Origin of the sequence: Clostridium sp. BJN0001, from assembly GCF_022869825.1 — a bacterium.
GTDB lineage: Bacteria > Bacillota > Clostridia > Clostridiales > Clostridiaceae > Clostridium.
Window position 1 is genome coordinate 1,226,852 of sequence record NZ_CP094971.1, and the last position, 14,418, is coordinate 1,241,269.

Genomic DNA, 14,418 nt, shown 5'->3' on the forward strand with positions numbered 1-14,418 from the left:
ATGATTAATTTTATAAAATATTAATTTTTTTTAAGATTTAGGGAGGATATTAAAAAGGAGTATAGAATAAGTAATAAATAGTGGTTTAAAGTGGTTTAAAGTGGCATAAGATTCCTAATATTTTTAAAGGAGCTTACTAAAATGTTTATAGGAGAGTACGATCATGCGCTGGATTCTAAAAACAGAATAGTTATACCTTCAAAATTACGTGATGGCCTTGGAAGTAAATTTGTTATAACTAAGGGACTTGATGGCTGTCTCTATGCATATCCAATGAAAGAATGGAGAATACTAGAGGAAAAGATGAAAAATTTGCCTCTGACAAATAAAGATGCTCGTGCATTTGTTCGTTTTTTCTTTTCAGGTGCCTGTGAGATAGAAGTAGACAAACAATATAGAGGTGTTATTCCACATAATTTGAAAGAGTATGCAAACATAGAAAAATATATAGTAAGCATAGGAGTTTTGACGAGAGTAGAAATATGGAGCAAGGAAAAGTGGCAAAAATATAATGAATCAAATATTGACTATGATTCATTAGCTGAAAAAATGAATGATTTAGGAATATAAGGAGTTTTTATTATGAAATTTAAACATGTATCAGTATTGCGTGATGAAGCAATTAATGGTCTTAATATTAAAGAAAATGGAATATATGTAGACTGCACTTTAGGTGGAGCAGGCCATTCATATGAAATATTAAAGAAACTTAATAATACAGGAATGCTAATAGGTATAGACCAGGATATGGATGCATTAAATGCAGCGAAGGAAAAGCTTAAAGAATTTACAAATGTTAAATATGTACATGATAATTTCCATAATATAAAAGATGTACTTAATAGCCTTGATATAGATAAAGTTGATGGAGTTTTGATGGATCTTGGTGTTTCATCATATCAGTTAGATGAACCAGAAAGAGGATTTAGTTATATGCATGATGCTCCTCTTGATATGAGAATGGATAGAGAAAAAGATTTCTCAGCATATAATGTTATAAATGATTATGATAAAGAAAGTCTCTATAAAGTAATAAGAGATTATGGAGAAGAACGTTTTGCAAATAGAATATCAGAAACAATAGTTAAGAAAAGAGCTGAAAAGCCTATAGAAACAACTTTTGAACTGGTTGACATAATAAAAGCATGTATACCAGCAAGATTTAGAAGAAATGGTTCTCATCCAGCTAAAAGAACTTTTCAAGCTATACGAATTGAAGTTAATTCAGAATTAAAGATACTTAATGAGTCTATTGAAGATAGTATAAATTCATTAAATAAAGAAGGAAGAATTGCAATAGTTACATTCCATTCTTTAGAAGATAGAATTATAAAATTAAAATATAGAAAACTTGAAAATCCTTGTACATGTCCAAAAGAATTTCCAATATGTGTATGTGGTAAAAAACCGATAGTGAAAATAATAACAAGAAAAGGAATTAAACCTAGCGAGGATGAAATGTTGTCTAATCCAAGAAGCAAAAGTGCAACACTCAGAATTGCTGAAAAATTATAGTTTATTATGTTAGGGTGTGAATAATTTGGCTAATAATGAATATTATTATACAAAAGGTAATACAGCAGTTAATCCTCATAGAAAGAATAATACCCCAGAAAGAGATAAAAAATATGAACAATTAAAAAAAGCTAGAAAAGATAGAAATAAAAGGCTTAAGGATAGGAAAAAATATGATAGAAAATATATCCTTAAAGTAGCCGTTATTATTTGTGTTTTTGGACTTTTTAGTGTTTATAGAGATGGAAAAGCTTATACTCTTCAAAGTGAGTCAAATAAAATGGATTCTGAAATAAGTAGTATAAATGAACAAAATGAAGCTTTAAAAATAAAATTATTAAAGTATTCATCATTAAGTAATGTACAGAAAAATGCTAATAGCAAGTTAAATATGGTTGTTCCTACACAGAAAGATACTATAAAGATTGATTTTAGCGAAAATTATTTTGAAGGATTAGATAATTTAGAGGAAGACACTAGTGAAAAAAAGAATATTTTTAAAAGAATATCTGAATTATTAAAGAAATAGAATTTGTATTATCTTATAAATAATTTGGAGGAATATAGAATTGAAAATGCGCAATTTTAAGGACAAGTCTAAGATAAAAAAGAGACTTAAAGCAATAATAGGTATACTTCTTATTATGTATTTTGTTTTAAGTATAAGACTTGCTTATATAATGATAATAAAAAAAGCTGATTATTCAGGTAGAGCTCAAGAACAATGGACAAGCGAAGTAAAAATAGATGCAAGAAGAGGAAAGATATTAGATAGAACGGGAAAAGAACTTGCTGTTTCAGCAAATGTTTATAGAGTAGATTTTGATCTTACATCTATTAGAAATTTTTTGAACAGAGATATTAGTAAAATGAGTGACAGCGATAAAAAAAAGTTAACTGATCTAGGAATAAATATAGATGGGAAAACAGAACTTACTACAAAGGATATTGCTCCATGCATAGCTAAATCATTAGATATGGATGAAAGTAAAGTCGTTGATAAACTTGAAACAAAACTTCCAAGTGGAGCTCAAGCAGGATCTGCTACACTTATAAGAAGAATAGAAAAAGATATGGCGGATAAAGTTAAAGCTCTTGGAATAACAGGAGTGATTGTATCACCTGATACAAAGAGATATTATCCAAACGATAATTTTTTATCACATGTGCTTGGATCAACTAATGTAGATGGTCAAGGACTTACAGGAATTGAACTTCAATATAATTCTTATCTTTCAGGAATCCCTGGTATGAGAATTACAGAACTTGATAAACAAAATAACGATCTTCCATATACAATTTCGGAATTTACATCTCCAGTTGATGGAAAAGATGTAACTCTTACAGTAGATGAAAATATACAATATTTTGCTGAAAAAGTAGCAAAACAAGCCTGCGATGATAATGCGGCAAAAGCTGCATCTGTAATTGTAATGGATCCTAAAACAGGAGAAGTTCTTGCTATGGCAACTAAACCTGACTTTGATCCTAATAATCCATATGATGGTTATGAGAATTTTGAGGGAAGTACTGATTCTGAAAAGCTTCAGAAAATGTGGCGTAACAGAGTAGTAAATGATACATTTGAGCCAGGATCTATATTTAAAGTTGTAACTGCAATTACTGCACTTCAGGAAAATGTAGTAGACGATAATACAACATTTGTTTGTAATGGAGGACTTCATTTTGGAAATACATTAATTAAATGTTGGAAGTCAGGAGGACATGGCACTCAGCATTTTGGGGATATAATTCAAAATTCATGTAATGTTGGTTTTATGCAGCTTGGTGCAATGATTGGAAAAGAAAAACTTTATGATTATATAAATAAATTTGGATTTGGTAAACCTACAGGAATTGATCTTCCAGGTGAAGCATCTGGAATAGTAAGACCACTTGATAAGGTATCAGATATTAACCTTGCAACTATTGCATTTGGACAGACAAATACATTAAATTGTATGCAGTATATGGCTGCATTTAATGCAGTTGCAAATGGTGGAGAATGGATTCAACCTCATGTAATGAAGGAAATTACACATGATGATGAAAATGGAACTAATATAGTTGATGAAACATATAAAGCAATAACAAGAGAAGTTGCATCAAAAGATAAATGTGCAGAACTTCGTGGATATCTTGAAAGGGTTGTAACAGGAGGATCTGGTGCAGCTACATTTATGGAAGGTTATCATATAGGAGGAAAAACAGGAACTGCTCAGAAAGTAAGTCCTGAAAATGGAACTTATGCAGAAGGAAAATATATTTCTACATTTGTTGGAATGGCACCTGTTAGTGATCCAAAGGTAACTGTTATGATATCAGTAGATGAACCAAGTTCTGGTGTATATTATGCATCGCAAGTTGCAGTTCCTTATGCAAAGATTCTTTTTACTGATTTATTTAATTATCTTGATAGTAAATTTGAAGATGAAAATAGTATTCAAATATCACGAGATGTTGTAATACCTGAAATAAGAGGAATGAATATTAATGAAGCTAAAAAAGCTCTTAAAGACGCAAAGCTTGATTTTGAAATAGATGGAGAAGGCACTACGGTTGTAGATATGAAACCTTATCCTGGATATACTGTAAAAGAAGGTGCAAAAATAAATCTTTACACAACAGGTGATGGGTCTTATAATAAGAATGTTGTTATGCCAGATGTTACTGGATATTCTAAAGAGGAGGCTTCAAAACTTTTAAAGAGTCTTGGAATAAATCCTGTATTTAGTGGAGATGGAGTGGTATCAGATCAGGATGTATCTGTAGGTGAAGTCTTAACTAAAGGAATGACAGTAAACTTAAGTTTAAGTTATGAGTATAAAGATTAATTATATAGCATGTGGTTTTAATCACATGCTTAATTAATGCAATAATTTGTTTTGGGAGTGATAAAAAATGAAACTTAAAAGAATACTTCAAGATATCGATTTTAAGATATTAAAAGGTACTTTAGACATAGAAGTTAATAAAGTAGAATATGATAGCAGAAAAGTTATATTAAGTGATATGTTTATATGTATAAAAGGATATCAAACAGATGGACATAAATTTATTAAAAGTGCCATTTCAAATGGCGCTAAAGTTATAGTGCTTTCAGATGATGTAGCTATAGATGATGATATAACAGTAATAAAAGTTGACGATACAAGAAAAGCATTAGCTAAAATTGGCTGCAATTATTTTGACAATCCATCAAAGAAAATGAAGATGATAGGAGTCACAGGAACCAATGGTAAAACAACTACAGCATTTATGATAAAACATATACTAGACAATGCTGGGAAAAAGACTGGTCTTATAGGAACAATTGCAAATTATATAGGAGATGAAAAACTTCACACAGATAGAACTACACCTGAGTCTTTTGAACTTCAAAGACTATTTAAAAAAATGGTAGATAGAAAAATGGAATATTGTGTAATGGAAGTATCATCCCATTCTCTAGCTCTTGATAGAGTTTATAATATTAAGTATGATATTGGAATATTTACAAACATTACAAGAGATCATCTTGATTTTCACAAAACATTTGAAAATTATTATAAAGCAAAATTTAAATTGTTTGAAAATAGTGTTATAAAAGTTGTAAATACTGATGATAAATATGGAATAAGAGTCGTCTCTGATCTTAAAAACATAAAAGCAGACAATATATTCACATATTCTATAAAAAATGATAGCGATTATAAAGCTTATGATGAAGTAATGGAAAGCATGGATATAAAATTCAGCTTAAATATGCCAGAAAAAGAAGAATTCACAATAGGAATTCCAGGAGAATATAACATCTCAAATGGACTTGCTGCGATAATTACATGCGATAAACTTGGAATAGATAAAGATGTTATAAAAAAATCAGTTTCAGAAGCAGTTGTGCCTGGAAGATGTGAAAGAGCTGGAAGAAAATTTGATTTACCATATGATGTAATAATCGATTATGCGCATACACCTGATGGTCTTTTAAATATTTTAAAGACTGCAAGAACATTTACAAAAGGAAGATTAATATCAGTCTTTGGATGTGGTGGAGATAGAGATAAAGTGAAGAGACCACAAATGGGTAAAATAGGTATAGATTTATCTGATATTGCAATAATTACATCAGATAATCCAAGAACTGAAAATCCAATGGCAATTATAGAAGATATCAAAAAAGGGCTTGATAAGGATAATTATATAATAATTGAAAATAGAAAAGAAGCAATAAGAAAAGCATTAAGTATTGCAAAAAAAGATGATGTTATTGTAATTGCTGGAAAAGGACATGAAACATATCAAATTTTAAAAGATAAAACAATTCATTTTGATGAAAGAGAAGTAATAGATCAAATATTAAGTGAAAAGTAAAAGGATGGATTTTATATGAAACTTGAATTAAGCGAAGTAGTAAAAGCAGTTACTGGTGAAGTTGTCTATAAGAATAATGATGGAAAATTTAATAAAGTTTCTACTGATACGAGAAAAATAACAAATGGAGATATGTTCATTGCGTTAAGAGGAAAGAATTTTAATGGAAATGATTATATTGATAAAGCAATAGAACTTGGAGCTTCAGTAGTAATCGCAGATGAGGTTAAACCTAACATAAAGGGAGAAGCTACAATAATAAAAGTTAAGGATACAAAAAAAGCATTAGGAGATCTTGCAAAATTTTATAGGCAGACACTTAATATAAAAGTAGTCTCAGTTACAGGCTCAGCTGGTAAAACATCTACAAAAGATCTTACAGCTGCACTTTTAAGTGGAAAATTTAAAGTATTTAAAACAGAAGAAAATTTTAATAATGATATAGGACTTCCACTTATGATATTGAAACTTGATGATTCATATGATGTTGCAGTTTTAGAGATGGGAACAAATAATTTTGGAGAAATAACTTATCTTTCCAACATTGCAAGACCAGATATTGGACTTATGACTAATATTGGTGTTGCACATATAGAATATTTTAAAACAAGGGAAAATATACTAAAAGAGAAGCTAAGTATTGCAGACTATTTTGAAAAAGAAAATATTCTTATAGTAAATGGAGAAAATGATTTATTATCTCAAATTAAGGATAATAAAAAGTATAAATTAGAAAAAGTTGGATATAATAAATTATATGATATCCATGCTGAAAGCATAGAATTAAATAGTGACAATACAAATTTTACTGTAGTCAGTAAAGATAATTCTAAACATAGATTTACTCTTCCTCTAGTTGGGGAGCATAATGTATTAAATGCACTTCTTGGAATTGAAGCATGTCTTGATTTAGGTATGACATTTGAAGAAATGGAAAAAGGACTTTCAAATTTTAAGAATTCAAAGATGAGATTAGAAATTATAGAAAAGAATGGATACACAATAATTAATGATTCATATAATGCTAATCCTGATTCTATGAAAGTTGCGCTTAATGTATTAAAAGAGTACAAAGGAAAGAGAAAGATTGCAGTTTTAGGTACTATGGGAGAGCTTGGCGATTTTTCTATAAAATCACATAAAGAAGTAGCAGAATTTGCAAATAATATATGTGATGCATTGTATACAACAGGAGAATACAGTAATCAGTATAAAGAAGGATTTAAAGAAAATACATTTATCTATAAAGATAGAAATGAATTAGTAAAAAATCTTCAAGAAAACCTTGAAGAAGGTGATGTAGTTCTTGTAAAAGCATCATTTAGTCAAAAATTTAGAGAAATAGTCAGTTATCTTAAGAATAATTAAACTAAGGAGGTGTAATGCCTGAAAGGGCAGTTACATTATGGGGGAAATACTAAATAATATGATAAATTCAAAATTTTTAATAGTACTTATAATGTCATTTGTACTATCAATTATAGTAGGACCAATTTTTATACCATTATTACATAAATTAAAATTTGGTCAGAACGAAAGAAAAGAAGGACCTAAAAGTCATTTAAAGAAATCAGGAACACCTACAATGGGTGGAATAATATTTTTTATTTCATGTTTTTTTACACTTCTTATATTAAGATATAAGTTTAGTAGTGATGCAATGATTCTATTTTATTCACTATTAGGATTTGGTTTTATAGGATTTTTAGATGATCTTTTAAAAATTCTTCATAAACACAATGAAGGACTTACACCAAAACAGAAGATGCTTTTACTCATGATTGTTTCTATTGCTTTTGCGGTTTATGGATATAATTTTATAGGAAATGATATTTTAATACCATTTATTCATAGGAGCATGAGTTTAAAAATATTTTTTATACCATGTGTAGTTATTTATTATTCAGCAGTAACAAATGCTGTAAATTTAACTGATGGTATTGATGGTCTTGCAACTTCAGTTACAGTAATTGTATTAACATTTTTTGCAATTGTAGCATTTAAAACAGGAAAGCCTGATATTTCAGCATTCTGTATTGCTCTTGCGGGGGGACTTCTTGGTTTCTTGAAATTTAATGCTTTTCCTGCAAAAGTATTTATGGGAGATACTGGATCTTTAGCTCTTGGAGGAGCTATAGGAACAATAGCATTAATGCTTAAAATGCCTTTATTTGTAATAATAGTTGGCGGAATGTATGTTATAGAAACTCTATCTGTTATAATACAGGTTACATCATTTAAACTTACTGGGAAAAGAGTATTTAAAATGTCTCCTATCCACCATCACTTCGAGCAGTGTGGATGGAGTGAAGTAAAGATTGTTATTGTATTTTCTTCAATTACTGCAGTTTTATGTCTTATAGGATTTATTGCTTTATAACTTATAAATAATAAATTTGGAGGATTTCACTATGAAGAAATTAAAAAAATCCAGTATAAAATCTAAATTTGGTGAAATAGATTATCCACTATTTTATACATTGATTCTAATTTTAGCAGTAGGAATAGTAATGGTATATTCAGCAAGTTCTTATTATGCTATATACTATAGCCCTACAAATGATAGTACGTATTTTTTAAAGAAACAGGCAATGTATTGTATAATAGGATTTATAGCTATGATTATTACTATGTCAATAGATTACCATAAATATAAAAAGATAACTCTATTAGCTATGATTGCTACGGTTATACTACTTCTTCTTGTGTTTGCATTTCCTCCAAATAAAGGTGCAAGAAGATGGATTTATATAGGACCTTTAAGTCTTCAACCATCTGAAATTGCAAAATACGTAGTAGTATTATATTTAGCTCTTGCAGTTGAAATAAAAGGTCAGAAAATAAAAAAGTTTTTTAAAGGAGTTGTACCATTTTTAGCAGTTGCAGGTATTTATGCTGCATTAATTCTAGCTGAAAATAATTTGAGTATAGCATCAGTTATTATGATAACTACATTTATAATACTTTTTGCAGCAGGAGCAACAAAGTTTCATTTGTTTGGAATTGTAGCACCGGCTATGACTTCAGCTGCACTTGTCCTTGCACTTAGTGCAAGTTATAGAAGAGATAGAATGCTTAATTTTTTAAATCCATGGAAAGATCCTCAGAATAATGGTTATCAGCTTATTCAATCATTTTATGCATTAGGTTCTGGAGGACTTACAGGACTTGGACTTGGTCAGTCAAGGCAGAAAACTCTTTATATGCCCGAACCGCATAATGATTTTATATTTTCTATAATAGGTGAAGAACTTGGTCTTATAGGTTGTATTTTTATAATTACATTATTTGTGTTTCTTGTTATAAGAGGTATAACAATTGCAATGAAAGCTAAAGATTCATATGGAATGATTCTTGCAATCGGAATTACATCAATAATTGCTGTACAGTCACTAATAAATATAGCAGTTGTTACAGGATCTATGCCTGTTACAGGAGTTCCACTTCCGTTTATAAGTTATGGTGGAACGTCACTTGTTATAAATCTTACTGCAATGGGAATTCTTCTTAATATATCGAGACAAAGAGAAATTCAAAAGTAGATTGAATGTAAAAATTTTTATATAAAAGGCTGCTCAAAACATATTTGTTGTATGGGCAGCCTATATTTCTGTAAAAAATTAATGAAATGATTTATGTAAAGTGTTATTATAGAGTATATAAATATGAAAATAGGCAGGAATAAAAATGGCGAAAACTAATAACAGATATATAATCAAAAGGAGACATAAAAAGTTAAAAAAAAGATTCGTTTTTTTATTTATAATTATTTTTGTTTCTTCTATAATTTTTGTAGTAAAATCTGAATTTTTTTGTATAAAAAAAGTATCTATTTCTGGAAATCCAGTTATGTCTGGAGAAGAAGTGAAAAAAAATACGGATTTTTTGATAGGGCAAAATATTTTTTTGATAAATGAAAAAGATATAATAAATGAAGCAAAAAAAAGTGCATATGTAAACAGTGTTACTATTAAACGAAAATTACCAAAACAAGTTGATATTAATATTACTGAAGTAAGAGCGTATTATTATATAAATGATGGAAATACTTATTATGTGTTAAGTAGTACGCTTTCTATTCTTGAGAAAACTCAAAATATTGAAAACAGAAATTTAATAGAACTTAAAGGAATTGATCTTGATAATACTGATATAGGAAGTTTAGTAATAGAGAATGATCGTATAAAGACTTTTTTTAATATATTCTCTAAAATAGTAGATAAAAATCCTACTCAGTTTGACATAAGTTCAATTGATTTAACTGATTTGGCCAGCATAAAAATATATATTGGAGATATTGAAGGGAGAATAGGAAATGATGAAAATATTCCTGATAAAATGAATAAAATCATGCATATAATACAAGATCCCCGTATCGGAATAAAAAAAGGATATATAGATGTTGGGTTTGATGGATCACCAGTTTATTTTAGTGAATAAAATTAGAAAGGTTAGATTTTTATGAAAGTTTCGAGATCTCAGATATTTATTGGAATAGTATGTGCAATATTAGGCTTTTTACTTGCTAATCAGTTTAAAGTTATTTACAATAAGAATAATTTAAATTTAAATGAGGCAAATAAAAATGATATTATACAGGAAATAGAGTCATTAAAAAAAGAAAAAGAAAGTCTTGTTAAATCAAATAATGATCTCTCAGAAAAATTAAAAAGTGTTGAGGAATCTGCGACAGATGATGGTGATATTGGTAAGCAGATTAAAAATCAGCTTGATGTTTCAAGAATGCAGCTTGGAACAGAAGATGTAAAAGGATCTGGAGTCATCATGACAGTAAGTCCTAAGTCATCTATTTTCTCAGGATCTCAGGATTTATCAGGAAGAGATTTAGGAGAAGATGAAATAGTTCATCTTGCAAATATTTTATGGTTTTCAGGTGCTGAGGCTGTTTCGATTAATGATATAAGATTAACAGCCCAGACTGGTATAAAAACAGCTGGAAATGGAATTTCAATTGGACTTCAGGGTAAAATATATCCACGTGAAAAGATTGAATTTAAGGCAATTGGTGATAAAGGAAAATTAAATGCGGGAATTCAGTTTTACGGATCACTAGATTATGGTGCACTTGTAAATTACAATGTTGATTATAAAAGTGTAGATGAAATTGAAATAGGTAAATCAACTCAGTCTCTTAAGAATGATTATATAAAACCAGTTGAAAAATAAGGAGTGTTTATATTGATATCAGTTATAGGTTTAATTTTAGGTATTATAGCAGGTTTAGTTTTAAATGTTAGTATACCAGACAAATTCTCTCCATATATGTCTGTTGCGATACTTGCTTGTCTTGATTCTGTATTTGGAGCAGTGAGAGCAAATCTTTCTAAGAATTTTCAGACAGATATATTTATTTCTGGATTCTTTGGAAATGCACTTCTTGCAGCTGCACTTGCATATCTTGGAGATAAGCTTGGAATACCAGTATATATAGCAGCGATAATAGTGTTTGGAGGAAGAATATTTGATAACTTTGCTATAATAAGAAGACTTATTTTAGAAAATTTTCAAAACAGAAAGAAACATAATTCACAAATAGAACAAAGGTGATGTGATGAAAAAAAGTAAAAAGAATATTCTAATTTTGATTTCAGCTGTAGTTCTTGGAATAATGATGGTTTCTAACTACAGCAATGATAATGATGTAGCATTTAAATATTTAAATGCTTCAGAATATCAGGGCGCAATTGAAAAGCGTGCAAATTTATATAAAGAAATAGATAGTTTAAGAGAAAGTAATAAAACTATAGAACGTCAGCTTAATAAATATAAAAAAGGTGATTTAAAAAGTAGTAAAATACTCGATGAAATGCAACTACAGATAGATGATTATGAACTTTTTACAGGTTTTAAAGCAGTAAAAGGTCCTGGAATTATAATAGAAATAAGTGATGGAGATATAGATTATAATTTTGATAATATACAAGAACAACAGAGAAAAATTCTTCATGATAACGATATGGCACTTGTAATTAATGAGCTTAGAAAATCAGGTGCAGAAGCTATAAGCATAAATGATCACAGAATAGTTCCTTGGACAGGTGTAATATGTAGATGGGCATTTATTCAATATCAAGATGGGATCATGGAATATGCTCCGTTTAAAATATATGCAATTGGGAATAAAGATGGACTTAAGGCTTCGATGCTTGATGATAATAGCCATCTTAAAAATCTTATTTTTAGAGATTTAAATGTAGATATACAGGAAAGCGATAATCTGGAAATACCTGCATATACAGGAGATTACAATTCTAATAATATGGAAATTGATAATTAAAATAAAAAATAAAGGAATTTTAATTGTTATGTAGAATAGATAAAAAGGAAAGGTTTAAAATGGTGTAAGTTAATAATGAACATAAAAGATAATATAGAAAAAATAAGAAAAACTATTCCTGAAAATGTTAAGCTTTTAGCGGTTTCAAAAACAAAACCATTAGAAGATCTTGAAGAAGCTTATAAGGTTGGAATAAGAGATTTTGGAGAAAATAAAGTACAGGAAATGATGAAAAAGAAGGAAAATTTCCATAATGATGTAAGATGGCATTTTATTGGACATCTGCAAACAAATAAAGTAAAATATTTAGTAGGAAATGTGTATCTTATTCATTCATTATCAAGTATAAAACTTCTTCATCAAATAGAAAAAGAATTTAAAAAAGGAAACGATATTGCTAATGCATTAATAGAAATTAATATTGGAAGAGAAGATAGCAAGAGTGGAATCTTTGAAGAAGACCTTGAAGAAATGCTTTCAGAAGTTGAGAAATGTGAAAATGTAAAAGTTAATGGTATTATGACAATAATACCTATAGGTTCACAAGATCAGAATAGGGAATACTTTAAGAAAACAAAGAAAATTTTTGACAGCCTAAAGGAAAGACAATTTAAAAATATTAAGATGGAAATCTTATCAATGGGTATGACACATGATTACCTCACTGCTATAGAAGAAGGTTCTACTATTGTTAGGATAGGTACAGGCATATTTGGTGAAAGAAATTATAAAATTTAGGAGGATATTTTTATGTTTAATGTAGTTGATAAATTTAAAGAATTAATCGGAGTTGGAGAAGAATACGACGATTATGATGATTATGATGAAAATGAAGAAGTGAATGAAGAAGAGGAAGAAGAAATAGAAGAACCAGTAATAAACCAGAAAAGAAATGGAAAGGTTGTAAATATTCATACATCTTCAACAACAAAAGTTACTATTACTAAACCAAATGATTATTCAGAAGCTACAGGAATTTGTGATGCATTAAAAAATAGAAGAATAGTAGTTGTAAATACTACTTTATTAGAATTAAAGATAGCTCAGAGACTTTTAGATTTTATAAGTGGATCATGTTATGCTTTAGGTGGAGAACTTCAGCAAATTGAAAAAGGTGTATATCTTCTTTCACCATCAAATGTTGAAGTTACAAATGAAATGAAAAGTGAATTAGGATCTAAAGCACTTTTTAGTTGGTCTAAATAAGGACATAAATGAGCATATTAATTTATAAAGCTTTTAATGCTTTATTTAAGTTATTTGAGTTATTAATTTTAATAGAATGTATAGCTTCATTTGCTGCACCATATTCTAATAATGATATTTTATGTACTATAAAGCGTATTACAGCACCAATTCTTGAACCTATAAGAAAATTTGAATACAGAATGTTTCCAAGTTTACCACTTGATTTTTCACCTATTATAGCAATCTTTATATTTGATTTATTAAGAAAATTTTTAATAAGGATATTATTTATATGATTACAGATGAATTATTAAGTAACTTTTCAAAAAGTGATGCTGATATAATTTTATCATTATCAAAAAAGTGCAGTTATTCTAAAAATAGGAATATAGTTGTATGCTCTGATAAATTTTACACTCCTTGTATATGGAAATATATTATGGATAAATTTTCAGATGACTATTTTACTATTCATGTTAATGGATGTTTTGATGAAGCTGAAAGAAGAATGATTCTTTTTAATTCTTCTGATAAGAATGATTTTAACATGGATCTTTTAAAGATAGAAGTATCATCTAAATTTGACAAAATAGTGCATAGAGATTTTTTAGGAGCGTTGTTATCTCTTGGAATTGAGAGAGATAGAGTTGGGGATCTTATAGTAAAGAATAATGTATGTTATATACCAGTTGTTAAAGATTTATCTGAATATATAATATTAAATCTTACTAAGATAAAAAATAGTAGATGCAAAATTTCATATTGTGATATTAATTCTTCAGATATACAGTATGAGTTTATCGAAAATATAATAAATGTTTCATCAGCTCGAATAGATAATATCGTGTCTAAAGTCGTTAATTTATCAAGACAGAAAGCACTTAATCTTATTGAGTATGGAAAAGTATTAGTTGATTATAATGAAATAAGACAAAAGTCTTTTATTGTTAAAGAGGGCGATAGAGTTACAGTCAGAGGATTTGGCAAATTTATAATTGGTGGACTTTTAGGAAATACTAAAAAAGGAAAAATGAGAATACTTATTAAAAAATATAATTAGATGA

16 protein-coding genes are annotated in these 14,418 nt (G+C 28.5%); all 16 read left to right on the forward strand.

Going from position 1 to position 14,418, the window contains the following annotated elements; genetic code table 11:
• Nucleotides 1-141: 141 nt before the first annotated feature.
• The 16 genes from mraZ to MTX53_RS05910 all read left to right on the forward strand — a co-directional run bounded on the left by mraZ (nucleotide 142) and on the right by MTX53_RS05910 (nucleotide 14,414).
• Nucleotides 142-570 (forward strand): division/cell wall cluster transcriptional repressor MraZ, encoded by a 429-nt coding sequence (mraZ, locus tag MTX53_RS05835; RefSeq protein WP_244835316.1) that lies wholly within the window; start codon nucleotides 142-144, stop codon nucleotides 568-570.
• 12 nt (nucleotides 571-582) lie between these two features.
• A complete protein-coding gene (rsmH, locus tag MTX53_RS05840; protein WP_244835317.1) occupies nucleotides 583-1,515 on the forward strand; it encodes a 16S rRNA (cytosine(1402)-N(4))-methyltransferase RsmH in 933 nt (310 codons plus the stop codon).
• 25 nt (nucleotides 1,516-1,540) lie between these two features.
• Entirely contained in the window at nucleotides 1,541-2,044 is a 504-nt protein-coding gene (locus MTX53_RS05845) for a cell division protein FtsL (RefSeq protein WP_244835318.1), read from the forward strand.
• A 40-nt stretch (nucleotides 2,045-2,084) separates the two neighbouring features.
• A complete protein-coding gene (locus tag MTX53_RS05850; RefSeq protein ID WP_244835319.1) occupies nucleotides 2,085-4,349 on the forward strand; it encodes a stage V sporulation protein D in 2,265 nt (754 codons plus the stop codon).
• Between the two features lie 67 nt (nucleotides 4,350-4,416).
• Nucleotides 4,417-5,868 (forward strand): UDP-N-acetylmuramoyl-L-alanyl-D-glutamate--2,6-diaminopimelate ligase, encoded by a 1,452-nt coding sequence (locus MTX53_RS05855; protein ID WP_244835320.1) that lies wholly within the window; start codon nucleotides 4,417-4,419, stop codon nucleotides 5,866-5,868.
• Between the two features lie 15 nt (nucleotides 5,869-5,883).
• The gene (gene murF / locus MTX53_RS05860) at nucleotides 5,884-7,236 is read left to right on the forward strand and encodes a UDP-N-acetylmuramoyl-tripeptide--D-alanyl-D-alanine ligase (protein ID WP_244835321.1); all 1,353 of its coding nucleotides are present in this window, start codon (nucleotides 5,884-5,886) and stop codon (nucleotides 7,234-7,236) included.
• Between the two features lie 37 nt (nucleotides 7,237-7,273).
• On the forward strand, nucleotides 7,274-8,248 hold the full coding sequence (gene mraY / locus MTX53_RS05865; protein ID WP_244835322.1) for a phospho-N-acetylmuramoyl-pentapeptide-transferase: 975 nt from the start codon (nucleotides 7,274-7,276) through the stop codon (nucleotides 8,246-8,248).
• A 31-nt stretch (nucleotides 8,249-8,279) separates the two neighbouring features.
• Nucleotides 8,280-9,410, forward strand: a complete 1,131-nt coding sequence (spoVE, locus tag MTX53_RS05870) for a stage V sporulation protein E (protein ID WP_244835323.1) — start codon at nucleotides 8,280-8,282, stop codon at nucleotides 9,408-9,410.
• 145 nt (nucleotides 9,411-9,555) lie between these two features.
• Complete coding sequence (locus tag MTX53_RS05875; protein ID WP_244835324.1) at nucleotides 9,556-10,308, forward strand: FtsQ-type POTRA domain-containing protein; 753 nt, start codon at nucleotides 9,556-9,558, stop codon at nucleotides 10,306-10,308.
• Between the two features lie 21 nt (nucleotides 10,309-10,329).
• Entirely contained in the window at nucleotides 10,330-11,055 is a 726-nt protein-coding gene (locus MTX53_RS05880) for a DUF881 domain-containing protein (RefSeq protein WP_244835325.1), read from the forward strand.
• A 12-nt stretch (nucleotides 11,056-11,067) separates the two neighbouring features.
• Nucleotides 11,068-11,436: a small basic family protein gene (locus tag MTX53_RS05885; protein WP_244835326.1), complete on the forward strand. Its 369-nt coding sequence runs from the start codon at nucleotides 11,068-11,070 to the stop codon at nucleotides 11,434-11,436.
• A gap of 4 nt (nucleotides 11,437-11,440) precedes the next feature.
• Nucleotides 11,441-12,166, forward strand: a complete 726-nt coding sequence (locus MTX53_RS05890) for a DUF881 domain-containing protein (protein WP_244835327.1) — start codon at nucleotides 11,441-11,443, stop codon at nucleotides 12,164-12,166.
• A 75-nt stretch (nucleotides 12,167-12,241) separates the two neighbouring features.
• Nucleotides 12,242-12,904: a YggS family pyridoxal phosphate-dependent enzyme gene (locus tag MTX53_RS05895; protein WP_244835328.1), complete on the forward strand. Its 663-nt coding sequence runs from the start codon at nucleotides 12,242-12,244 to the stop codon at nucleotides 12,902-12,904.
• Nucleotides 12,905-12,916: 12 nt separating this feature from the next.
• Entirely contained in the window at nucleotides 12,917-13,372 is a 456-nt protein-coding gene (locus MTX53_RS05900; RefSeq protein WP_244835329.1) for a cell division protein SepF, read from the forward strand.
• 8 nt (nucleotides 13,373-13,380) lie between these two features.
• On the forward strand, nucleotides 13,381-13,650 hold the full coding sequence (locus MTX53_RS05905) for a YggT family protein (RefSeq protein WP_244835330.1): 270 nt from the start codon (nucleotides 13,381-13,383) through the stop codon (nucleotides 13,648-13,650).
• Complete coding sequence (locus tag MTX53_RS05910; protein ID WP_244835331.1) at nucleotides 13,647-14,414, forward strand: YlmH/Sll1252 family protein; 768 nt, start codon at nucleotides 13,647-13,649, stop codon at nucleotides 14,412-14,414. Before MTX53_RS05905 ends, MTX53_RS05910 begins: the two co-directional genes overlap by 4 nt.
• Nucleotides 14,415-14,418 lie beyond the last annotated feature (4 nt).